General features: G+C 45.8%; 18 protein-coding genes. 16 read left to right on the forward strand and 2 right to left on the reverse strand.

Features of this window, described 5'->3' with window-relative positions; genetic code table 11:
• The first annotated feature begins 69 nt into the window (after positions 1 to 69).
• The 5 genes from secD (at position 70) to J2T19_RS12145 (ending at position 6,265) form a co-directional block, all read left to right on the forward strand.
• Complete coding sequence (secD, locus tag J2T19_RS12125) at positions 70 to 1,320, forward strand: protein translocase subunit SecD (protein ID WP_307215982.1); 1,251 nt, start codon at positions 70 to 72, stop codon at positions 1,318 to 1,320.
• The gene (secF, locus tag J2T19_RS12130) at positions 1,310 to 2,218 is read left to right on the forward strand and encodes a protein translocase subunit SecF (RefSeq protein ID WP_145408142.1); all 909 of its coding nucleotides are present in this window, start codon (positions 1,310 to 1,312) and stop codon (positions 2,216 to 2,218) included. The genes secD and secF overlap by 11 nt, the downstream gene beginning before the upstream one ends.
• Before the next feature lie 73 nt (positions 2,219 to 2,291).
• Positions 2,292 to 3,266 (forward strand): cation diffusion facilitator family transporter, encoded by a 975-nt coding sequence (locus tag J2T19_RS12135; RefSeq protein ID WP_307215985.1) that lies wholly within the window; start codon positions 2,292 to 2,294, stop codon positions 3,264 to 3,266.
• Between the two features lie 40 nt (positions 3,267 to 3,306).
• Positions 3,307 to 5,715: a single-stranded-DNA-specific exonuclease RecJ gene (gene recJ, locus J2T19_RS12140; RefSeq protein ID WP_307215987.1), complete on the forward strand. Its 2,409-nt coding sequence runs from the start codon at positions 3,307 to 3,309 to the stop codon at positions 5,713 to 5,715.
• A 37-nt stretch (positions 5,716 to 5,752) separates the two neighbouring features.
• Complete coding sequence (locus J2T19_RS12145) at positions 5,753 to 6,265, forward strand: adenine phosphoribosyltransferase (protein WP_056701222.1); 513 nt, start codon at positions 5,753 to 5,755, stop codon at positions 6,263 to 6,265.
• Between the two features lie 205 nt (positions 6,266 to 6,470).
• Here the strand turns inward: J2T19_RS12145 and uraA are convergent, their stop codons facing one another.
• Positions 6,471 to 7,787 (reverse strand): uracil permease, encoded by a 1,317-nt coding sequence (uraA, locus tag J2T19_RS12150; RefSeq protein WP_307215989.1) that lies wholly within the window; start codon positions 7,785 to 7,787, stop codon positions 6,471 to 6,473.
• A 383-nt stretch (positions 7,788 to 8,170) separates the two neighbouring features.
• Between uraA and J2T19_RS12155 the strand changes: the two genes are divergently transcribed.
• The 11 genes from J2T19_RS12155 (at position 8,171) to J2T19_RS12205 (ending at position 23,072) form a co-directional block, all read left to right on the forward strand.
• Entirely contained in the window at positions 8,171 to 10,348 is a 2,178-nt protein-coding gene (locus J2T19_RS12155) for a RelA/SpoT family protein (RefSeq protein WP_145047061.1), read from the forward strand.
• Positions 10,349 to 10,360: 12 nt separating this feature from the next.
• The gene (gene dtd / locus J2T19_RS12160; protein WP_307215991.1) at positions 10,361 to 10,816 is read left to right on the forward strand and encodes a D-aminoacyl-tRNA deacylase; all 456 of its coding nucleotides are present in this window, start codon (positions 10,361 to 10,363) and stop codon (positions 10,814 to 10,816) included.
• Between the two features lie 79 nt (positions 10,817 to 10,895).
• The gene (locus J2T19_RS12165) at positions 10,896 to 11,063 is read left to right on the forward strand and encodes a hypothetical protein (protein WP_156395533.1); all 168 of its coding nucleotides are present in this window, start codon (positions 10,896 to 10,898) and stop codon (positions 11,061 to 11,063) included.
• Positions 11,064 to 11,407: 344 nt separating this feature from the next.
• Positions 11,408 to 11,914 (forward strand): type 1 glutamine amidotransferase domain-containing protein, encoded by a 507-nt coding sequence (locus tag J2T19_RS12170; RefSeq protein WP_056701229.1) that lies wholly within the window; start codon positions 11,408 to 11,410, stop codon positions 11,912 to 11,914.
• Positions 11,915 to 12,010: 96 nt separating this feature from the next.
• A complete protein-coding gene (locus J2T19_RS12175; RefSeq protein WP_307215995.1) occupies positions 12,011 to 12,460 on the forward strand; it encodes a hypothetical protein in 450 nt (149 codons plus the stop codon).
• A 717-nt stretch (positions 12,461 to 13,177) separates the two neighbouring features.
• Positions 13,178 to 14,428, forward strand: a complete 1,251-nt coding sequence (gene hisS / locus J2T19_RS12180; RefSeq protein ID WP_128104574.1) for a histidine--tRNA ligase — start codon at positions 13,178 to 13,180, stop codon at positions 14,426 to 14,428.
• Between the two features lie 225 nt (positions 14,429 to 14,653).
• Positions 14,654 to 16,432 carry an aspartate--tRNA ligase gene (gene aspS, locus J2T19_RS12185; protein WP_307216000.1) on the forward strand — a complete coding sequence of 593 codons (1,779 nt, stop codon included), beginning with the start codon at positions 14,654 to 14,656 and terminating at the stop codon, positions 16,430 to 16,432.
• A 17-nt stretch (positions 16,433 to 16,449) separates the two neighbouring features.
• Positions 16,450 to 17,208 carry a tRNA threonylcarbamoyladenosine dehydratase gene (locus J2T19_RS12190; protein WP_307216002.1) on the forward strand — a complete coding sequence of 253 codons (759 nt, stop codon included), beginning with the start codon at positions 16,450 to 16,452 and terminating at the stop codon, positions 17,206 to 17,208.
• Positions 17,209 to 17,513: 305 nt separating this feature from the next.
• Positions 17,514 to 18,812: an NCS2 family permease gene (locus tag J2T19_RS12195; RefSeq protein WP_307216004.1), complete on the forward strand. Its 1,299-nt coding sequence runs from the start codon at positions 17,514 to 17,516 to the stop codon at positions 18,810 to 18,812.
• A 72-nt stretch (positions 18,813 to 18,884) separates the two neighbouring features.
• Entirely contained in the window at positions 18,885 to 20,663 is a 1,779-nt protein-coding gene (locus tag J2T19_RS12200) for an ABC transporter ATP-binding protein (protein WP_307216006.1), read from the forward strand.
• A 231-nt stretch (positions 20,664 to 20,894) separates the two neighbouring features.
• On the forward strand, positions 20,895 to 23,072 hold the full coding sequence (locus J2T19_RS12205; protein ID WP_307216008.1) for a HelD family protein: 2,178 nt from the start codon (positions 20,895 to 20,897) through the stop codon (positions 23,070 to 23,072).
• 193 nt (positions 23,073 to 23,265) lie between these two features.
• Here the strand turns inward: J2T19_RS12205 and J2T19_RS12210 are convergent, their stop codons facing one another.
• Positions 23,266 to 24,141, reverse strand: coding sequence for a DMT family transporter (locus tag J2T19_RS12210; RefSeq protein ID WP_307216010.1), 876 nt, complete (start codon positions 24,139 to 24,141; stop codon positions 23,266 to 23,268).
• Positions 24,142 to 24,155: the final 14 nt, after the last annotated feature.

Genomic DNA, 24,155 nt, shown 5'->3' on the forward strand with positions numbered 1-24,155 from the left:
AAAATTGACTGCTTTTTACGGCATCGCTATAATAGGAATATTGAGAACGAAAGGGGATCTAGGAACGGCATGAAAAGAATTATCAGTTTCATTCTGGTCGTGCTTGTCACCACAGGGGTAATGGTGGGAACAAGCCCGGAGCTGCTCAAAAATATACGCTTGGGCCTTGATTTAAAGGGAGGCTACGAGATCTTATATGAAGCGGAGCCGCTTGATGGGGGACAACAAGTCACCAAAGCATCTTTGGTGCAAACGGCCAAGAGTCTAGAAAGCCGTGCCAATGCGCTCGGAACAAGCGAACCGGAGGTAACTACTGAAGGAACCAACCGGATTCGATTGAAGTTGGCTGGGGTAACGGATGAGGCTGAAGTTAGAGCCAAAATGAAAGAACCTGCTGTTCTGACCTTCCGCAGTAAAGCAGAGAATGACAAGGAAGGCGAGTACACCAAGATTGAGCTTCGTGGTAATGAATTTGTGGAGAATGCTGCAAAAGTCGTGTTCACTCAATTAAATGAGCCGATGATTGACATTCAAGTGAAAGACAAAGCTAAGTTTTCTGAGATCACCAAACGTTTGCTTGGACAACCTCTTGCGATTTACTTGGATGATGAGTTGCTGTCTGCCCCAACCGTTAGACAACAGTTGACGGATGGGTCTGCTCAAATCTCAGGTTCTTATACGCGCGAAGAAGCAAATCAGCTTCGTGATACTATTAACCTAGGTGCGCTTCCGCTGAAACTGACAGAGAAGTATTCCCAAAGTGTTGGTGCAACGCTGGGTAAATTGTCATTGGATCAGACGATCAAAGCAGGTTTGATCGGGTCTGTGCTCATCCTCGTATTTATGATTGGGATTTACCGTATTCCGGGGATCATTGCGAGCTTTGCGTTGATTACTCATACGTGGCTGGTGCTTGCTATTTTCTACTTAGGGGAGTTTGTCCTTACCCTTCCGGGTATCGCGGCATTCATTCTAGGTATAGGGATGGCGGTTGACGCCAATATCATCACGTACGAACGGATCAAAGAAGAAATGCGGAGTGGTAAATCGATCTTGTCATCGGTCAAAGCGGGTAGTAAGCATTCCTTCCGCACAATTATTGACTCTAACATCACTACGATCATTGCTGCTGCTGTTATGTTCTACTTTGGTACGGGTGCAGTTAAAGGCTTCGCACTTGTGTTGATTTTTGACATCGTCACAAGTATTATCACGAATATTTTCTTCTCCCGCTTCCTGTTAACCTTGCTTGTACGGGGTAACGTCTTGAAGAAGCCTAAGTACTTCGGAGTGAAGGAGAGTGAAATTCGTGCGCTTTAATTGGAATTATGATTATATTAAAGGCAGTAAATTTGCCTATATTTTCTCAATTATTCTAACGGTAGCGGGAATTGTTAGTATTCTTACGCTTGGTTTAAACTATGCGGTTGATTTCCGTGCTGGATCAAATGTTGATATTTCGGTATCCAAGGCAATTACAACAGAACAGATTAGACCTATTGTTGCTGATCTTGGTGTTGATGAGGGCGATGTAACGATCACACCGGGTTCAGATCGGGTTAATGTTCGTTTTTCCAATGAGCTTGATGAAACGCAAGAGAGTACATTCAAGCAGGAATTCAGCAAACTGGATTCCACTGCTTCTTATGAAGTAAACACGGTAGATCCTGAAATGGCGAAGGAATTGGAACGTAATGCGATTTATGCCGTTCTCATTGCGAGTGTCGGGATCATGATTTATGTAGCGATCCGCTTCGAGTGGCGCTTCGGTCTGGCGGCAGTAATTGCTCTCTTCCATGATGCATTTGTTGTAATCAGTGTGTTCTCGATCTTCCGTCTAGAAGTGGATCTGACCTTTATTACCGCCGTATTGACCATCGTCGGTTTCTCAATCAACGATACGATCGTTATCTTTGACCGAATTCGTGAAAATTTACGTTTTGCCAAAAAGACAACCAAGGCAGATTTGCGCCAGGTCGTTAACAGCAGTTTGGCACAAACGATGACACGTTCCCTGAATACGACATTCACCGTATTTGCAGCTTCTATCTGTTTGTTCATTTTCGGTGGGGAGTCCATCCGGATGTTCTCGCTTGCAATGGTAATCGGAACGCTGTTCGGTGCGTATTCTTCCATCTTTATCGCTGCTCCACTATGGCTGACGCTTAAAGGTAAACAAATCGATAAGCCAAAAACAGCGGCTAAAGCATCTAACTAAACATCTTATTGTGAAGCCGCGTCTACTAGGCGCGGCTTTGTAACTTTAGAGACAGAAACAAGGGGGAATTTCCATGGCCAGAGAACATATCCCAACGGTTCAGGCGGCAACGTGGAGTGGTATTGCTGGGAATATGACGCTTGCGGTAATTAAGGCTGTTGTCGGTTATTTAGCCAATAGCAAATCGTTGCTCGCAGATGGTCTGTACTCCGCCTCAGAAGCTGCCTCTTCACTGGCGGGATTATTCCCTTCCCATTCTGTAAGGCATAAGAGCAAGGATACAGATCGAGCAGCTACACAGTCTAAGGAGCATTCTCGTGTAGCGAGACCAGGGATATCGGTTTTGCTGTCTGTTCTCATTCTTATGGGAGGATTACAGATTGCAATTTCAGCCTTAAGTAGCCTGATAGGCGATGCTCCAGTGGCATCTGATAAGTATCAGCATGCACTTGTCGCAGCTTTTGCAGCCTTAGCAATTAAGGAAGCCATCTTCCAATTTCAATACAGGTATTTCAGGAAAAGAAATCAAGCACAAGCACTGACCTATGCTCAGCAGCATCGCCGGGCGCTTTACTGCTCACTTACGGTATTGGTTGGGATCATTGGTTCAATGATCGGGGAGATGTCAGGGTGGAGTATGCTTCTGTATATGGATCCAGCAGCGGCATTAATTGCATCTTGTTTCGTGTTTCATAAAGGTTATAGAATGATTGTAGACACAGTATATGGTTCTTTAGTGCAAGAACTGCAACAGGAAGAGGCTCTCGAATTCAAAGAGACTGTACAGCGAGTGTACGGCGTCATTACCATCGAACAATTGGTTGCCCGCGAACAGGAGCATGCCGTTAGCATTGAACTCATCATTAGCGTTAATCCACGGATCTCCGTATTGGAGGCTCAGGAGATATCTAATCGAGCTAAAACGCTACTCTTCACTCGCTTCAGCCATGTAAAGGAAGTACAGATTCAGGCAGTACCCTATGACCCTGGGTATCCATATAAATCCAATCATGAACTGCCCGATCATGAAGCGACATTAATTCAGTAATGGAGCTCGGATCCCGTAGATCAAGAAAGGAGCGTTATTATTGCTTTATTCGCAATACCGGTGGAATACACCCCATATTGATTTGGATGCGGCTGCGGGACTCTCGCAGGCGCTTTCCGTGTCATCTCTTGTTGGACGTTTGTTAGTTAGTCGTGGGGTTCATAATGAAATGGAGGCCGAACGCTTCTTACATCCAGATCTGAATCAGATGCATGATCCTTATCTTCTGCTTGGTATGAAAGAAGCTGTACCACGGATACGTCAGGCCATTGAGCGGGAGGAACATATTTTAATTTATGGAGATTATGACGCTGATGGTGTCTCCAGTACTTCACTCATGATCCATCTAATGCGCCATTTGGGGGCTTCCTACGATATTTATATTCCTCATCGCTCCAACGAAGGTTATGGACTTCACAATCATGCATTAGATTGGGCACATCAACAAGGTGTGACGCTGGTGATTACCGTCGATACTGGCATTAGTGCAGTAGAGCAAATTGCCTACGCGTCCACATTAGGGATAGAAGTGATTGTCACGGATCACCATGAACCACCTGAGATACTTCCTGAGGCGTACACACTTATTAATCCGAAACTACCCGAATGTCCTTATCCATTTAAGGGGCTGGCGGGCGCAGGTGTAGCTCTGAAGCTGGCTCAGGCTCTCATTGGTGAAGTTCCAGGTGAATGGATGGAGATCGCAGCTATCGGTACCGTCGCTGACTTGATGCCACTCGAAGGTGAGAATCGTGTTATTGTCAGTTATGGAATTGAATCTATGCGAGGCTCACGCTTACCTGGTGTAAGTGCTCTCCTTGAGATTAGTGGTGTGGATCAAAGTCAAGTAACGTCCATTAATATTGCATTTGCAATGGCACCTCGTATTAATGCAAGTGGACGTTTGGATCATGCAGGACGAGCTGTATCCCTTCTGACAACTGAAGATTTAGACGAAGCTCATACACTTGCAGGTCAATTAGATCTGCTTAACAGAGAGCGGCAACAGGTTGTTGAAGGGATTCTTCAGGAAGCAACAGCTCAGTTAGAGCAGAAGATTGAGCTTAACGCTGGTGCTGTACCCGATGTAATTGTTCTTGCGGGGGAAGGGTGGAATGTTGGCGTTGTAGGTATCGTTGCATCCAAGTTGCTGGAACGTTACTATCGGCCAACACTTATTCTGGGCATTGACGCTCAGAGTGGGGTTTGCAAGGGCTCTGCCCGGTCCATCGATGGATTGGATATCTACGAAGCATTGACGGCTTGCAAAGACTCCATGGATCATTATGGAGGGCATCCAGCAGCGGCAGGCATGACACTTCATCGGAATCAGTTGGAAGAGCTGGAGCGAGGCTTGAATGAGTTTGCTGCGGCGATCCTAACCGAAGAGGATTTTGTACCTCAGCGGCTTGCAGATGATGAATGTTGTATCAGTGATGTACCTTTGAAAGTGATCCAGGAGATTGACAGACTGCAACCATTCGGGATGAGCAATCCTTCTCCCCGTTTCGTATTTAGAAATGTTACGGTTAAAGAGACCCGAACGATGGGGCGAGAGAAACGCCATCTGAAACTTGTGCTGGAGCAAGAAGGACAGCAATTAGAGACTGTCGCCTTTGGCAAGGGAGCACTCGCTGAGTTTTTACCAGTAGGTTCCATGATTGACGTTATGGGTGAACTGTCGATTAACGAGTGGAATGGAATGCGCAAGCCACAATTGATGCTCCAAGACATTCATGTGCCTCAAGCGCAGGTGTTTGATTTGAGAGGAAATGGTGAGCCGCTGAGTACAATGAAGCAGTTTCTGAGCACACTAGAAGTGCATTTAAGATACAAATCAGGTTCAGTCGGTGCAATTGTGAAGAATGAAACAAATGTTTCTGAGGGAAATTCATTGTATGAACCGTGCCTTTGGGTATATGATAGAAAGGTCGGGTTATTTCCGTGTAATGCTGCTGCGCAGCAATATGGACAGGAACAGATCCGGACGTTATTTGTGTTTGATACGCCGGAAACACCGGAACAACTTGATGCAATGCTGGCTATGTTCAGCGGAGCCGAGAATATCATCCTTCTGCACGGATCAGGCAACCGCCGAGATCGCCTTCAGATGCCTTCCAGAGAACTTTTCAAGCGCATTTATATGCTGGTATCGAAATGGAGAGCTGAACCGGTGGAGGAAAAAGAGATTACTCCTGTACTCAGCCGTCAGTGTGGCTGTTCTCCACGTATGATCACCATGATGCTTGATGTATTTGAGGAATTATCCTTCATTACAAGAGATTCTGGAAAAATTGCGTTTGTGGATAACCCACCCAAACGTGAGCTAACCGCGTCACGTCATTATCAGGCGCTGGAAAGTATGGCCGAGACGGAGCAAGTGATGCTGGATGCATCTACGCCTCAGCTGACACAATGGATGATATCCCGGATGAAGGGCGTATCTTAGATGGAAGTTGTGCTATTTATTTTAGGAGGAGATTATTTTGGATTTTAAAGAGTATATTCGTGTCATTCCTGACTTTCCACAACCGGGAATCAGCTTCAAGGACATTACGACATTGTTGAAGGATGGAGAAATGTACCGCAATGCAATCAATGAGATCAAAACAATGGTTTCTGATCTGAAAATTGATGTGATTGCCGGACCTGAAGCACGTGGTTTCGTTGTGGGCGCCCCTCTGGCTTATGCTCTTGGTGTCGGTTTTGCTCCGATCCGTAAAAGCGGAAAATTGCCAGGAGAGACGATTGAAGTTGGATATGATCTCGAGTATGGCAAGGATACACTCGCTATGCATACAGATGCGATCGAAAAGGGACAAAATGTTCTGATTGCGGACGATCTGCTTGCAACGGGTGGAACGATTGCGACTTCCATCAATTTGATTGAACAACTGGGTGGTAAAGTTGTTGGTGCAGCCTTCCTAATTGAGCTTTCTGATCTGAATGGACGTGCCAAGTTGCCTGAAATTGATGTATTTACATTGATGAACTACTAAGATTTCAGCGAAGAGCTTGCTGTGATTGAACATGAATTGGTTCTCCCGTTTCCCGGGAAATAATATACAGCATTAACTATTATAAAGAAGTAAAGAAGCCTGTTCCCTCATTCCTTGATGGTGTGAGAGAACAGGCTTTTTGCTTTTGATAAACGTTATACCTTCATAAAGGTAATTCGTGTCTAAGTATTATTTTGAACCGAAATCAGTCTGGTGTTTTCTCTGTCAAAGGTTGATTCTCTGACTTATCGTTAGACCAGCCGATCACTTCAAACAGTTTGAATAGCAGGCTCATAAATATACCAACAATTGTTGCAAGCGCCATACCTTTCAGATGAACACCATAGAAACTTACTTCGGTTCCACTTAGTCCAACCACGAGCACGATTGTTGTTAGAATTAGGTTTGTTGGTTTTGTGAAATCAACTTTCTGTTCAACCAGAATACGCAATCCAGATGCGGCAATGACACCGAACAGAAGCAGGGAAACACCGCCCATAACTGGATCAGGAATATTGGCAATTAAAGCCGAAAATGTACCTGAGAAGGAAAGGATAATCGCGATGATGGCTGCGCCACCAATCACATAAATCGAGTATACTTTGGTTAAGGCCATAACGCCGATGTTCTCACCATAGGTTGTGTTTGGAGTAGATCCAACAAAACCAGACAGAATGGTGGAGACACCGTTTCCGAGTAGGGAGCGATGCAGTCCAGGGTCTTTGGACAGATCCTTACCTACAATACTGCTCGTTACAAGCAAGTGACCGATATGTTCTACAATAACAACGAGAGCCACAGGTAGAATCGTTAGGATGACCGACCAATCAAACGTGGGTGTAGTGATCGTTGGTAGAGATACAATGCTGGCATCAGCAATCTTCTCCGTCTCAACAGCCTTCATGACGAAACCGAGTGCATAACCTGTCACAATTCCGATCAAAATGTGAATGATTTTGGGGAATCCACGGAACGTTACGGCACCTATAACAGTGATGCCCAAAGTGACCATGGATAATATAATTGGTTTAGCTTGTGGAACCCAGTCAGGGTTCTTGAGAGGTTCTGGGTTAATTAGCCCAGCCATTCCGGCTGCAACAGGAATGAGCTCTAACCCGATTAACGCTACAATTGCACCCATAGCTGCTGGTGGAAAGACAACGTTAATCCAACCTGTGCCAGCATATTTAATAATGAGAGCTACAAGGCAGAACACGATACCTGTGATGATAAAAGCACCAAGAGCCATTGAATATCCGTTGCCTGGATGAGTGAGCAAGACAGACTGTACTGGTGCAATAAATGCAAAACTGGAACCGAGGTACGCAGGGATCTTTCCCTTACACATGAGTATGTACAGTAATGTACCAATACCGTTCATCAGCAAGATCATACTTGGATCGACACCGAAGAGATTCGGCACAAGCACCGTACTTCCAAACATGGCGAACAAATGCTGAAGGCTTAGCAGTGAACCTGAGCCGAGCGGCATCTTTTGATTAACCTGAATTTCGCGTTGCACTGAATGTTCATCTCCTTTTCCGAAACACAAACTTTCAATAGATTACAGAGTTTCTCTTAATTAAGCAATAACATTTTGTATAATAGCTTGGGTTTGAGGTGTTTTTTTATACTTTATATTCTATTTCAGCTAGGATCGGGAATAATAATATAGAGGCAATACCCATTTTTCTTCGATTAAACCGAACATTTACAGGAAGCGTAAGCATGGGAACAGCATACATATTTTCACCTAAAAAAATGGAAAACTTACTCTTATTCGTCAGCAGTTGACGGGAAACGGGTGAAGCGTCATAATTATAGGAAATTACTTTTACGGGGAACCTGTGTTCATGCAATGTCACGGGTTCCATTTTGTATAGAAAGGACACGGAACAGATCAGAATGGGCATAGAGCAATTACTCGAGAAGGCCGGAGCCTACATCAAAGAACCTGATTTGGTGCGCATACGTGAAGCTTACGAATTTGCGGATCAGGCACATCACGGACAGACGCGAAAATCAGGAGAACCTTATATTCTGCATCCGCTTGCGGTTGCCGATATTGTTGTGAACATGCAGATGGATACCATCTCCATTATTGCAGCGCTTCTTCATGATGTAGTAGAAGACACTACGGTGTCCCTTGAAGAAATTCGCAATCATTTTGGCAATACGTGTGCTATGCTTGTTGACGGCTTGACGAAGCTGGAACGAATTCAGTTCCGCTCCAAAGAAGAGCAACAGAACGAAAACTATCGTAAGATGTTTATCGCTATGGCGCAGGACATTCGTGTAATCGTCATTAAATTAGCGGACCGTCTTCATAATATGCGGACGTTAAAATTTCAATCGGAAGAAAGCCAGCGCCGAATCTCGTATGAGACGTTGGAAATTTTCTGTCCAATTGCGAACCGTCTAGGTATCTCTGCAATCAAATGGGAAATGGAGGACATCGCCCTCCGTTATTTGAATCCGCAGCAATACTACCGCATTGCGAATCTGATGCACAAGAAGCGTGCAGAACGAGAGCAATATATTGATACGGTTATGGACGGAATCACGAGCAAGCTGGAAGAGATGGGAATTCAGGCAGACCTATCAGGTCGTCCAAAACATATCTACAGCGTGTTTAAGAAAATGACAACGAAAAATAAACAATTCAATGAGATATATGACCTGCTTGCTATCCGTATTATTGTGGATAATATTAAGGACTGTTATGCGACGCTCGGCATTATACACACCTTATGGAAACCGATGCCAGGACGGTTCAAAGATTATATCGCCATGCCGAAAGCGAACATGTATCAATCCTTGCATACAACGGTCGTTGGTCCTAATGGTGAACCAACCGAGGTTCAGATCAGAACCTGGGATATGCACCGTACGGCTGAATTTGGTATCGCTGCCCACTGGGCGTACAAGGAAGGCGTGGCTTCAGGCAACAATTTTGAAGACAAAATTACGTTCTTCCGCGAGATCCTCGAACTTCAAAATGAGGCTCAAGATGCATCAGAGTTTGTGGAATCGCTCAAAATGGACTTTTTCTCTGATCTCGTGTTTGTATTTACACCGAAGGGAGAAGTCATTGAACTTCCAACAGGTTCTGTTCCACTTGATTTTGCCTACAGGATTCATACGGAAGTAGGTAATCGTACGATTGGAGCTAAGGTGAATGGTCGCATTGTACCACTTGATTATCACCTGAAGACCGGCGATATTATTGAAATTTTGACGTCCAAGCATTCGTATGGTCCGAGTCAGGACTGGCTCAAAATCGCCAAATCGTCCCATGCGCGAGCGAAAATCAAGCAATGGTTCAAGAAGGAACGGCGTGAAGAGAATGTGGAAAAAGGACGCGAGAGCTGTGAACGTGAGCTCAAACGTATGGGGCTTGATCCATCTGCTTGGATGACGGACGACAAGTTGCAGGAAGCAGCCAAAAAATACGCATTTAACGACATTGACGATATGCTTGCAGCTGTCGGGTTCGGCGGAATTACGGCTGCGCAGATTGTGACCAAAGCAACGGAGAAGCTGCGTAAAGAGCAGGAAGAATCCAGCTTACTGGAACTGAATTCCGAGATGCGCGAATTGAAGCCTGCACCAGAACGCAAAAATCGTCCGACCAATGGTATTCGTGTCAAAGGAATAGATAATCTGCTTGTTCGTTTTGCCCGCTGTTGCAACCCTGTGCCTGGAGATGAAATTATCGGATATGTTACACGTGGACGTGGCGTTTCTGTCCATCGTAGCGATTGTCCCAATATTCCAACTAGTGCAGATGGGGAAGAAGCAGCACGTGTCATTGAGGTCGAGTGGGAAGAGAATATTGAAGCGAGCTACAGTGTGGATATCGAAATTACAGGTCATGATCGTAATGGCTTGCTTAATGAGGTGCTTCAAGCTGTCTCCGAAAGTAAAACGAATATTTCTGCCGTTACTGGACGGACAGACAAAAATAAATTAGCGTTGGTGCATGTCACTATTTTGATTCGGAATACAGAACATCTGCATGCCGTAGTAGAACGAATCAAACGGGTGAAGGATGTCTATTCAGTGCACCGGATTATGCAATAAGGAGCCTATGCAATGAGAGTGCTTGTGCAACGCTGTAAAGAGGCTCAGGTTACTGTGGATCATGAGTTGACGGGACGGATTGAGTCAGGGTTAATGCTGCTCGTTGGCATTACGCATGAAGATACGGAAAAGGACGCCCAGTATTTGGCTGACAAAGTTGCAGGACTTCGTATTTTTGAAGATGAGCAGGAGAAGATGAATCTTAGCCTCATGGATGTGGGCGGAGCCGTGTTATCTGTGTCTCAATTTACGCTATATGGCGACTGCCGCAAAGGAAAACGTCCAAGCTTCGCTGCTGCAGCTAAACCAGATGTAGCTGAAACGTTATATGAGCTGTTCAATCAGTTGCTGCGGGATAAAGGCATTCAAGTGGAAACAGGGCGTTTCGGCGCTATGATGGATGTGACCTTCACGAATTGGGGGCCAGTCACCTTAATGCTTGAAAGTCCTAGTAATCCTAGCTCGTGAGCATAATGAGATCGTAATCTGGTCATAATGTAGGATATCCAACCGATGAAATTTATTGTCAAAGGAGTATCCTGCCATTATGCGTCAATCTGTCAAGGAAACACGATCACGCATTGAACCCTTACTTCTACCAGGGAATTTATATGAATCGCTTCAACTTGCCCGTGCAGCTGCTGAATATGCTTCAACAGTGTGGGCGCTGGAGAACGCAGACAAAGGGGAGCAGAGCAGGCTTCCACGTAGCTGAGTTAAGTGAATCTTGCATGGCACATAGAAGTGAGCCTGAAACGGACTCTTGAACGGAATTCTGTTTGAAAATGACAAACCTATAAAGAAGACCTGATTTATGTTATATGAATCAGGTCTTTTTGGTATGGCGGTGAAAGATACGTTCGGAACATCCAGATCGTCGCGAAAGAAATGAAAACGAATTGTTATAAACGCCCTTAGTTAGGGTAATAACAAAACGAGGCGCAGGGATGCGCCAAGTCATACGACAACTTAACGGGTAAAGAACAGAGATGATAGACATACAGTTCTGCAGAACCCCGATTTCAAGAAATTTCGAACACGGAAAGGAGAACGTACGTTATGAGTAAAGTTGCTTTTTTATTGGCGAATGATTTTGAAGATTCGGAAATGCAGGTGCCATATGATGAAGTAAAAAAAGCCGGACATGATGTAGAAATCATCGGTTTGAAGGCTGGAGAATCGTTAAAAGGTAAGGGAGGAAAAGTGACCTATACCTCCGATAAGGCGATCTCAGAAGTCTCTTCATCCGATTATGACGCGGTAGTTATACCTGGTGGCTCTTCCCCTGAAAATCTGCGGACAGATGCAAACATTTTGAAGTTTGTAACGGAGATCAATAGTGCGAAGAAACCTATTGCGGCGATCTGCCATGGTCCACAGATTTTGGCAAGTGCAGACTTGCTCAAAGGTCGTACCGTGACGGCTTATCCACCGCTTAAGGATGATATGGTGAATGCTGGGGCAGAATTTAAGGATCATGAAGCTGTAGTGGATGGGAACTATATTACATCCAGAACACCTGAAGATGAACCAGCATTTGTTCGTGAATTGTTGAAAGTCATTTAATCGCCATTAAATGAATGAGCCTTATGTAGTTTAGAACTCTAAACTATATTTTAGCTTAGATACATGGCAGTTCAACTCGACAAAGGAGGGTTTGACATGGCAAAACATATTCAGGCGTATTTTCGAACAGAAGATGAGGCAGAGGGAGCAAGAATCTCACTTCAAGCGTATCGTACAGAGCATTTGGAAGTAGGACAACTGGATGGTGCAGTAGGCAGAAGTAATCGCATTCTAATACCTCTAGTGCCCTATACGACTACCGGCGCTACAGGAACCAGTGGAGGCGTTGGTGTGGGTACAGCACCTGGCGCTCCAGGGACTGGGAACGTTGTTCCAGTCATCGCGGATGTAGACCGTGACAGGGAGACAGACCCACGTGATCGCGTTAATGAGGATGGAGATTTGTTAAATGCTGCGGATGTATCTCCGGGAGATTATAGTGATCTGCATTACGTTTTGTCTGCCAAAGTGAGCGATGAAGACTATGATGATATCGTTCATAAGCTTCGCTCTAACCATGCCTATGTAGAGGAAATGGACGAATAACATATTCAAGGCTAGCAAGCCCCTGTAACGTCTGACTTTCAGGCATTGCAGGGGCTTTGCACATGTAAAATAGCTTGTTTATAAAGCGCTATCATTTTTGTAATATTACTGTAATATTAGTTACATAAGGCTTTAACATAGTGGGCTTATAATAACACACATGACCCCCTTTTTTTTATATATGATTTGAGCCCGCACACCGTGTGCGGGCTTTTTTTTGCTATCTTTTCAGGTTAACCCTTGACTTTAGCACTGCGGTTCATTACAATCAGGAAATAATATTGACTCCAAACGTTAGATTAGAGCGTTAAAGGACATATAACGATGATTTGATGACGGGACCAAGTACTCCGTACCCACATGACCAGAGAGGAATCCCCAGGCTGTAAGGATTCTCTTGATGAGCGGACGAATGACTTCCCCGAGAACAGACTGCGAACACTCTGAGCTTCTTATGAGGTCAGTAGCAGACCTGCGCAGACGTGCGTTACACGTTGAGCGGAATGATTCTGTATGAATTCATACAAATGCACTTGTTGTATGACCAGGAGAATCACCTGAACGGCTAATGTTTCAGGTTTCCGAAATGTGGGTGGTACCACGGGTGAATGTTAAACACAATCTCTCGTCCCTTTGTTTGCTGTATACAGCGACAGGGCGAGGGATTTTTTGTTATATAAAAGAACCAATTCATATCAAAAGCTGGAGGGATGAATGATGGCTTTTCAAAAACCAACAGGTACACAGGATTTGTTGCCTGGCGTTGTAGAGAAATGGCAGTACGTAGAAGAAAAAGCACGTGACCTCTGCCGCCGCTTCAACTATCGTGAAATTCGCACTCCGATTTTCGAACAGACTTCTCTGTTTGTGCGAGGTGTTGGAGAGACGACGGATATTGTAGAGAAGGAAATGTATACGTTTGACGATAAGGGTAATCGAAGCATGACGCTTCGGCCCGAGGGAACTGCGGGCGTGGTGCGGGCTTATGTGGAGAATAAAATCTATGGTGAACCGGATGTAAGCAAACTGTATTATATTGGTCCGATGTTCCGTTATGAGCGTCCACAGGCAGGGCGTCAGCGTCAGTTTCACCAGTTTGGCGTAGAGGCAATCGGAGCACTTGATCCAGCTATTGATGCAGAAGTCATTGCACTGGGATACCAATTGTGTGTAGAGCTTGGCTTGAAGGATGTCAAAGTCGAGATCAACTCCGTGGGCAATCCAACCAGTCGTGCGGCTTACCGCGAACAATTGCTGGGCTTCCTTAGACCGATGAAGGATACCCTCTGTAAAGATTGCCAATCTCGGATGGAGCGTAACCCACTGCGTGTGCTCGATTGCAAAGTAGATCAGGATAAATTCGTTGGTGCACCGTCCATTCTGGATAGTCTTGATGAAGAGTCCCTGAATCACTTTGCTAAGCTAAAAGCATATCTGGATGACTTCGGTGTAGACTATGCCGTGAACAATCGTCTCGTACGTGGACTGGATTATTATACGCTTACTGCTTTTGAGTTGAAGGCACAAGGTATTGGTGCAATTGATACTGTGGGTGGTGGTGGTCGATATAACGGTCTTGTCGGAGATATCGGCGGGCCAGATCAGCCAGGGATTGGTTTCGGAATTGGTTTGGAGCGGATTCAGCTCATTCTGGAACACCAAAACATTGACGTTACCACACTTGCTCCGTTGGACGTTTACTTTGTCGCTCTAGGCGAGGCAGCGGATCGTGAAGTGAACCGTCAGCTGTTCAAACTTCGCCAATCGGGCTTATCTGGAGAACGTGACTACCTCGGTCGTAAGATGAAAGCTCAGATGAAGTCGGCAGACCGCTTCAAAGCACGTTATACCGCCATTCTCGGTGATGATGAGCTGGAGCGCGGTGAGATTGCACTTAAATCCATGGATACCGGTGAACAACAGACAGTGAAGCTTGAAGACTTGGTCACTGCAATCCAAGGTAAGTAAAATTTTTTGAAACTGTATCCAATGCAACAAAACATAAAAAGTAACATATGATCCGGCTATCTTACAGACGAACGTAGACTAAACACGATTTGATGTGAAAGGTTAAGTAATTCTGTAAGAGCAACGCCTTTTCAATAAAATAGTCTTCACACAACCGCACTGGTGATAACGGGATCTGCCTGCTATCAACACAGAACGGAAATTCACATAATGAGGAGTTTGGTTATGAAAAGAAGTCATCATTGCGGCGCATTAACACCCGCACACATCGGTGAAACAGTAACATTAAACGGTTGGGTTCAGACTCGCCGTGACCTTGGGGGCGTACTCTTCATTGATCTACGTGACCGTAGTGGAATTGTACAAGTTGTCTTTAACCCAGCTTACTCAGGCGAAGCTCTGCAAATCGCAGACCGTGTACGTAGTGAGTACGTAATCGCTGTTACCGGTAAAGTCGTTAAGCGTGACGAAGAGACGGTAAACAAAAACTTGCCTACAGGTGAGATTGAAGTTCAAATTACAGAAATCGAAGTGCTAAATGCAGCCAAAACACCTCCATTCTTCATTGAAGACGGCGTTGAGGTAGATGAGTCACTTCGTTTGAGATATCGTTACCTGGATCTGCGTCGTCCGGAAATGTTCGAAACATTGAAACTGCGTTCCAAAGCATCTAAAGTATTCCGTGATTATCTGGATGGAGAAGAGTTCGTTGAGGTAGAAACACCAATCTTGACTAAGAGCTCCCCGGAAGGTGCGCGTGACTATCTTGTACCAAGCCGTGTGCATGAAGGTGAATTCTTCGCCCTGCCACAATCCCCACAGATCTACAAGCAATTGCTGATGGTCGGTGGATTGGAGCGCTATTATCAAATCGCACGTTGTTTCCGTGATGAGGATCTGCGTGCAGACCGTCAACCGGAGTTCACGCAAGTCGACATCGAGACTTCCTTCTTGCAACAGGATGACCTGCTGCCAATGATGGAAGAGCTTATGGCTAAATTGCTTCGTGAAACAAAAGGCATTGAGCTTGAACTGCCATTCCAACGTATCACGTATGCAGATGCAATGGGTAAATACGGCTCAGACAAACCAGATTTGCGTTTTGGCATGGAACTGGTAGAAATGAACGATATCGTAGCGAACAGCGGTGTTAAAGTATTTGCTTCTGTCATCGAAAAAGGCGGAGAAGTAAAAGTACTGAACGCTAAAGGCTGTGGTACATGGAGCCGTAAAGAAATCGACGACCTCGGACCATTCGCAGCACGTTATGGTGCCAAAGGTCTGGCATGGATCCAAGTGAAAGACGGCGAGTTCAAAGGGCCAATCGTGAAGTTCTTCACGCCTGAAGAGATTGAAGCCGTTAAAGAACGTACAGGTGCAGAGGAAGGCGACTTGTTGCTCTTCTCCGCTGACACGAAAAAAGTCGTTGCTGACGTTCTGGGCGCATTGCGTCTGAAAATCGGCCGTCAACTGGGTCTGATCGACGATAGCAAGTTCAAGTTTGCTTGGGTTGTAGATTTCCCACTGCTTGGCTATGATGAAGATGCGAAACGTTATGTGGCGGAACACCATCCGTTCACACGTCCAAAAGATGAAGATGTGCATCTGTTCGACACAGATCCAGGTGCAATTCGTGCTCAAGCTTATGACCTTGTTCTGAATGGTTATGAAGTGGGTGGCGGTTCAATGCGTATCTACAAACGTGACGTGCAAGAGAAAATGTTTGCAGCCCTGGGATTGTCTCCAGAAGTGGCTAATGAGAAATTCGGTTACTTGCTCGAAGCATTCGAATACGGAACTCCACCACATGGCGGTATTGCCTTTGGTCTTGACCGTCTCGTGATGTTGCTTGCTGGTCGTACGAACCTGCGTGAAACGATTGCCTTCCCGAAAACGGCAAGTGCAACCGATCTGCTCATGAATGCACCTTCTGAAGTAGACAACTCGCAATTGGAACAACTTCACATCCGTGTAGCCCGTAAACCGGTAGCGGAAAAGAAATAAAGGAGGTTCCGATCTCAATGCTCCATCAATTTTCCAGAACAGAACTAGCAATCGGATCAGAAGGTCTGGATGCTCTCAAAAATAGTACAGTCGCTGTGCTCGGCATTGGCGGCGTAGGCGGTATTGCAGTAGAAGCCCTTGCGCGCAGCGGCGTTGGACGCATCATCCTGATTGATAAAGACGTGGTGGATATCACGAATATCAACCGCCAGATTCACGCGTTAACAACAACCGTAGGTCAGAAGAAAGCCGATCTGATGGTTGAACGGGTGAAGCTGATCAATCCGGAGTGTGATGCGATTGCACTGAATATGTTTTACACGGAAGAAACGTATGAAGAGCTTTTCAAATATGAATTGGATTATGTACTGGATGCATCCGACACGATCATCTATAAAGTCCACCTCATTAAAGAGTGCCTGAAACGTAACATTCCAGTGATCTCCAGCATGGGTGCGGCGAATAAAATGGATCCGACGAAATTCCAGGTTGCGGATATTTCCAAAACATCCATGGATCCGATTGCCCGTGTAGTCCGTACGAAGCTTCGTAAAGACGGCATCAAAAAAGGCGTGAAGGTGGTTTTCTCCACGGAGGAGCCACTCAAACCACGCGCAGATGTTACGCAAAAAATCGTGCCGGAGAACGCACCGGAAATACGCAAAGCCAAACAACCACCAGCGAGTAACGCCTTTGTTCCACCGGTAGCAGGACTGATTATGGTCAGCGTAGCGGTGAAAGAACTGCTTGAAAAAGCGGAGAAGCAACAGGCATAACAGAAGCAGCAACTAGCAAGCCACAAGTAGTATCCATTAATAAATACTCTCTACCTTATAGAACGTGGGTGCCAATGTGCACCTGCGTTTTTGGTGTTTGTCTACTGCTTATCATCTAAAAAAAGGTAATCGACATAAGCATCTAAATCAGACGCGTATTTGCTGTGATAAATGAATCAGTGTTGCAGTAGATATGTCAGGATTACGTCATGTACTTCAAAGCGAAAACCGTGTATGATATTCATTGCTGTGCGAAATGATGATAAATACATAGAGATTCGCAGTTTGAGAGGGGAGTAGAACAAATGAAACAGGGATGGATGTCCAGACGTCTTGGGATCGAACCGGGGGATCAGTGGAAAAAGGAGATTGTGGCAGGAGCCATTTCTTACTTTGCCGTGGTCTATATCGTTATGGTCAATGCTACAATTCTATCTGATGCCGGAATGCCTTTACAGGCGGCTATGGTAGGCACGTTACTTACATCTATTGCAGGTTGTTTACTTATGGCATTTGGCGGGAAATCACCTATTGTAGTTGTACCTGGTATGGGGATTAATGCCTTCTTCACGTATACATTGGTACATTCGATGAAACTGAGCTGGCAGGAAGCGCTGGCTGTTGTCGCCGTTACAGGGGTGTTGTTTGCAATCGTTGCATTCACGTCATTATATAAAATGATCAGCGAAGCAATCCCCAAAAATCTACAGCATGGTATTACCGTAGGAATTGGATTATTTTTGACGTTCATCGGTTTGCAGAAAAGCGGGATCGTGATTGCGCACCAGACTACGTTTGTAGCAATTGGGCATTTCAACGATCCTAATGTAATCACCGCCTGCGTGACGCTAGTTCTTGCCGTAATTTTATTTATCCGTAATGTACAGGGTGGACTACTCATTAGTATTCTGATTGGTACAGGGCTTGCCTATGTCCTCGGTGCAGTGCACCCAGGCGAGTCGGTATCCGCAATGGAGGCGCTGCGCCAGTATGGGGGCTTGTTTGGCGAGTTATCGTTGATGAAGCTAGCCGACATCGCTTTCTGGATTGCCGTATTCCTATTGCTACTTATTGTGGTGTTCGAAAATATTGGACTCATTACCGCTCAGACGCAAATGATCGGCCGTCCAGAACGATTCAAAGGCAGTCTGCGAGCACTCTCCATTAGTACGGTGCTGGCAGGGATATTCGGAAGCAGCCCACCAGTGGCGGCAGCGGAGACGACTGCTGGTATTGCGGCAGGTGGACGCACAGGTCTGACACCACTCGTTACAGCGGTGCTGTTCGGAGCAACCTTTTTTTTCATCCCACTCCTTGGCTACATCCCAGATAGTGCGATTGCGCCAATCTTAATTATCATTGGTGGTTTGATGGTGCAAGGTGTGAAGGACATGGATTTTGGCGACTTCACCGAGGCGTTCCCAGCCTTTTTGATCATGGTCATGATTCCCTTCACGTATAGCATCGTGGATGGTATGGCATTTGGCTTCATCGCTTATCCTCTTGCGAAGCTGGCCGCAGGTCAAGGTAAACAGGTGCCGGTAGTGATGTACGGTATATCCATTCTCTTTTTGGCTAATTTCGTGCTGCATGGGGTGTTGTAAGAAGAGTGGGGAACCTAATGTAAGTTCATACGTATGATCCTAGGTGAATAGATGAGAACGGGAGGAACGAGGATGGAAGAGCAACACGTAGAACAGAATGAGCCTAAGGTTGGGAAAAAGGGATTTAAGGATTTCGTAAAGCTGATTGCTTCTACGAACCCACCGAAATTAATCCTGGTTCTAGCTCTCATCTTGACCTTGATTCAGACGGCGGCTGGACTGATTGTACCTCTGATGACCAAAGGTCTAATCGATGGACTGACGACTTCGGCGCTCGATAAGTCTATCATTTTGTTATTAGTTGGGGCATTTGTCATTCAGGCCATTGCCTCAGGTATTAGTATTTATATGTTGAATTATGCAGGACAACGCGTGGTGGCCACACTGCGAACCAAGCTTTGGGACAAGGTCCTATCCCTGCGAATGCCGTATTTTGATCGCAATCGTACCGGGGACACGATGAGCCGGATTACCAATGATACGAGTCAGATCATGACCTTAATTGCGGATTATCTTGTATCGTTTGTATCCAATATCGTTGCTGTGATCGGTGGAGTGGCGTTGTTATTTTATCTGGACTGGGTGATGTCGCTCATTATCCTAAGTCTTGTGCCACTTACGTTATTAATTTTGTTGCCGGTTGGGAAGAAGATGTACAAGATTTCCAAGAAACAGCAGGATGAGATGGCAGGTCTAACGTCGGTGCTTAGCCAAGTGATTGGCGAGATTCGATTGGTTAAAGCCTATGGTACGGAGAAACAGGAGGCAGAAGCAGGGGATTCCCGGATTCGTAAAATGTTTGCTTTTGGTTTGCAGGAAGCACGCATTCTGGCGCTGATCGGTCCGTTATTCTCTTTTGTCATGACGGCTGTGTTGGTCGTTATTCTGGGTGTTGGGGGAATGCGCGTAGCGTCTGGTATTCTGTCCCCAGGTGAGCTGGTAGCTTTCATACTACTCTTGTTCCAAGTCATCATGCCCATGGGACAGTTCACGACATTATATTCTCGTTTGCAAAAGGTAGTCGGAGCGACAGAACGCATTCAGGCTATTCTTGCCGATGAGGAAGAACAGAACCACAGCACAAAGGTAGCGCCTAAGGGGAATGAAACTATTGAATTTCATCAAGTGCATTTCTCCTATGTCACAGGGGAAGAAGTGCTGCATGGGATTGATCTAACAGTTCCTACACGGAAGGTAACAGCTATTGTTGGGCCAAGTGGTAGTGGTAAATCAACGCTGTTCTCCTTGTTAGAACAGTTTTATATGCCGGATTCAGGTCACATTTCGTATGGTGGACAACGAATCTCAGAGTACTCTTTATCCTCTTGGCGAAGTAAGATCGGGTATGTATCACAGGAAAGTCCGCTCATGGCAGGTACAGTCAAGGACAACATTACATACGGATTAACTCGTGAGGTAACGATGGATGAGATCAGGCGGGCTGCGGAGATGGCGTATTCGGCTGATTTCATCGACAAGCTACCTCAGGGTTATGAGACAGAAGTGGGCGAAAGAGGTATCAAGTTATCTGGAGGCCAGCGTCAACGGATCGCTATTGCTCGTGCACTGCTGCGTAGTCCGGATATTCTCATGTTGGATGAAGCGACATCCAGCTTGGATAGTACCTCAGAACATGAAGTTCAACAGGCTTTGTCCAATCTTATGGAGGGAAGAACTACGATTGTGATTGCACACCGATTGTCTACGGTCGTCGATTCGGATCAGATTGTTGTGTTGGAACATGGACATGTGACTGGAACAGGAACGCATGCGGAATTGATTAGCAATCATCCGGTGTATCGTGAGCTTGCTCAGAAACAGTTTGTGGCTCAGGAAGGCCAGAATAATTAATTAATTTTTAGTTTCAGCACAGATGTGCGTATTTCACCAATAAATATTCAACAAACTGCAGCTATCCACCGTTGTTCTTTCGTTTCTACAAACGAGAACAGCGGTTTTTAGTTTACTGGTATTGGGAGTGCCTGTAGCTTTTTGCAGATCAATGTGATATATTGGGTATCCTTTTGCGTGGTCAGTGATTGGCTATGCAGAGCAAACATATTCTTAGGAGGTAACTGAAACATGTCAGACAGCTTTCAAAGTGCCTATCAAGAAGAAGAGTACAGGTTAGAGCGAACGATGGAGGAAGTGGATCGTCAGTTGGAACGACTGCGGAATGTTCCGGTCTATACCGGCCACGACTTCACAGAGCAAGTGCTGGAAGCGGGACGCGAAGAGCGCCGCACCGCCTTGTCCAAGAGCGCGCAGCAACCCTATTTCGGACGCTTGGATTTCGAAGAGCAGGGCAGTGGTGCACGGAAACCGCTGTATATTGGTAAGATCGGCGTAGACCGCGAAGAGGTAGGCGAGAATCCACTCGTCATCGATTGGCGTGCTCCTGTCGCAAGTCTGTTTTACTCTTTTACAGGAGGCGAAGCCTCCGCTACGTATGAAGCCCCAGAAGGGCTTATTGAAGGTCTAGTTTACTTAAAACGTAACGTTGTCATTCGGCAGCGGATATTGGAACGTGTGGCAGATACGTATAATCGCAACAGCGACCAACCAGCCGTATCGGATGAATTCCTCGTGTATCGGTTGGGTGAGAACAAGGATAACAAGCTACGTGATATCGTTTCAACCATTCAGGCAGAGCAGGATCAGATCATTCGGGCGGCAAGAAACACGGCTTTGATTATCCAAGGTGTAGCTGGATCTGGAAAAACAACAGTTGCCCTCCACCGCCTTGCCTTCTTGCTGTATCAATATAAGGAGCAGGTATCTGCGGAGAAAATGGTTATTTTTGCACCGAACCATATGTTCCTTGATTACATCTCCGATGTACTTCCCGAACTGGGTGTAGGTGATATCCAGCAGCAAACGTTCCCAGATTGGGCGATGAATCTGCTCGGTCTAGAGATGCCTTTGGCAGATACTGCGGAGACATTAAACACATGGTTCGAAACACCAGCTGCTCGTCCTGAGCTGAATGATGATGTGCCTGGGCGCTACAAAGGATCGATCCGTTTCATGGAGCTGATTAAGGAGTGGCTGTCCGGGATGGAAGAGGATTCCGTGCCAGATATGGACTTCAGTCCATGGGATGGGGCAGTGCTCAGCAAAGCCGAGATCGAGGGCTGGTTTGGGGATGAATATAAGCACTACCCGCTCGCCAAACGAAAAGAACGTGTCATGGCGCGTATTCATCGCTGGATTGAGATGGAACTCAAGAAACCCGCACCGGAGGCTGTACGCAAGGATCGCAAAAAGAAAGCAGCTACCCGGGAGAAGGCTTACGCCAAAAAGTGGCCGCAATATGAACCGCTAACTCTGTATAAGCAATTGTTCAAAGTGATTAAAGGTGGTTCAGTGCCAGCATCTGCACAGCAAGCAATTCCGAAGATGGTCATGAAGCAGACGGCAGCAGACCTGAAGGAAAATCTTGTGCGGGAAGAGGATTTGCCAGCGCTCGTTTATATTCATACCTTGGTTAATGATATTGAAGGCAATAATCGGTTCGATCACGTTGTTATCGATGAGGCACAGGATTTTTCACCGTTTCATGTGGCGTTGCTGGATCTGTTTGTAAAAGGGCATTCCTTCACGATTCTTGGCGATCTCTCGCAAGGCATTCATGAGTACCGTGGTGTACACACATGGGAAGAGATGAGCTCCTTGTTTCCAGCAGAGCAGAATGCTTATTTTGCACTAACACGTAGTTATCGCTCTACCATGGAGATCATTGATTATGCAAATACCATTCTAGAACAGGGCGTTAAGAGCGGAATTACAGCGATTCCTGTGTTTCGGAGTGGTGATCCTGTCCGGACTCTCCCTTATGGTAGTGATGGGCGGACTGCGAGTTTAGAGCGTGCTTTGAAGCTGCTCACAGTCAAGGATTACCGGACAGTTTCTATTCTAACGCGTACCTTGCATGAAGCGAAGGAGTTACATCGTGAGTTAGCGCAGGCGGGCTGGGAACTTAATCTGATTGATGGCGGCAAAAAAGAATATACTGGTGGTCATTCCGTTCTGCCTGTGTATTTGTCCAAAGGCCTGGAGTTTGATGCAGCCATTGTGGCGGATGTGGATCAGACGCATTATCTGCCTAATGCAGGAGATGCAAAGCTACTATATGTAGGGTGTACGCGTGCCTTGCATGAGCTATGGCTGTTTCATGAAGGTGATTTACCAGCGTATGCTTCTGCAACGCATAATTCGGACGGTGACTTGGTATCGATTCAGCAGTGGCCTGAAGTTTAGAGCGAAATGAAATTGATTCATTTTCGATAAATAAATGCGACAAGTCATGGTGCTTAGAGAGCACCATGATTTTTTTTGTACTTGTATAGTTACTGGTATTACCTACTCATATTACTTGCCGTAATATCTACTTGTGCTAACCGCTCGTTTTGAGCAGCTGTATGACCACTCGTACTAATACTCGTGCCAGTTATTATGAATTCGTTGTACTCATCTTCGTCATACGTTGACGTCGATTGACCAGATAAATACCGATACAGATCAACGCCCCGCCTACACCCATCATCCACGCCATGCGTTCAGGTAACAAAATCCAGCTTGAAAGTACACCAAAGAACGGAGCCGAGAAGAGGAAAGAACTTGTTTTGGCTGGATCACTATGTTGTAACAGATAGAACCAGAGTGAGAATTGAATAATCGAACAGATGAGTGCGAGCCACAGCAGGACAAAAACAGAGGTCGCATTTAGAACAAAATGGGGTTCTTCTGTCCAAGCACTTAGAACTAGAAGAATGATGCCGCCAGCGAGCATTTGGTATGCGGTAAGCACAAACGTATCCTGCGTAGCTCCCCAGCGTTTAACCAGTAATGTGGACACGGCAAAACAGAAGGCGCCGGCAAGACCAATCCATGTTCCCGGACTTACGCTCATCTGCAGACCAAACGTTAATACAACCCCTATGAATCCTAGCAGAACACCAGCCCACTGGCTCAAGCGATATCTCACTCTATACAGAACTGCACTGAATAGAATGACCAGTAGAGGATTGGTAAAAGTCAGAATGGCCGACTCTCCCGAACTTATCCAGTTCATGCTGTAGTAAGCACAACCCATGACACCAGCGGACTGGAATAGTCCGATCAAGGCTATCTGTAACCATTGTCGCCATCCTACAGGTAGTGGGCGTTTACGCACAATGTAGGCCATAATGATGCTGGCGAGGGTATAACGCAGCCCCATAAGCAAGAAGGGCGGAGCGTAATGCATGCCTAGTTTACCAACAGGAAATGAAGTTCCCATAATGAAAGTAGTGATGATAATTAGTAGTGTGTATCGTCCGGGTTTCATACCATCAGTACTCC

It is taken from the genome of Paenibacillus tundrae (assembly GCF_030812775.1).
In the GTDB taxonomy this organism is placed as follows: domain Bacteria; phylum Bacillota; class Bacilli; order Paenibacillales; family Paenibacillaceae; genus Paenibacillus; species Paenibacillus tundrae_A.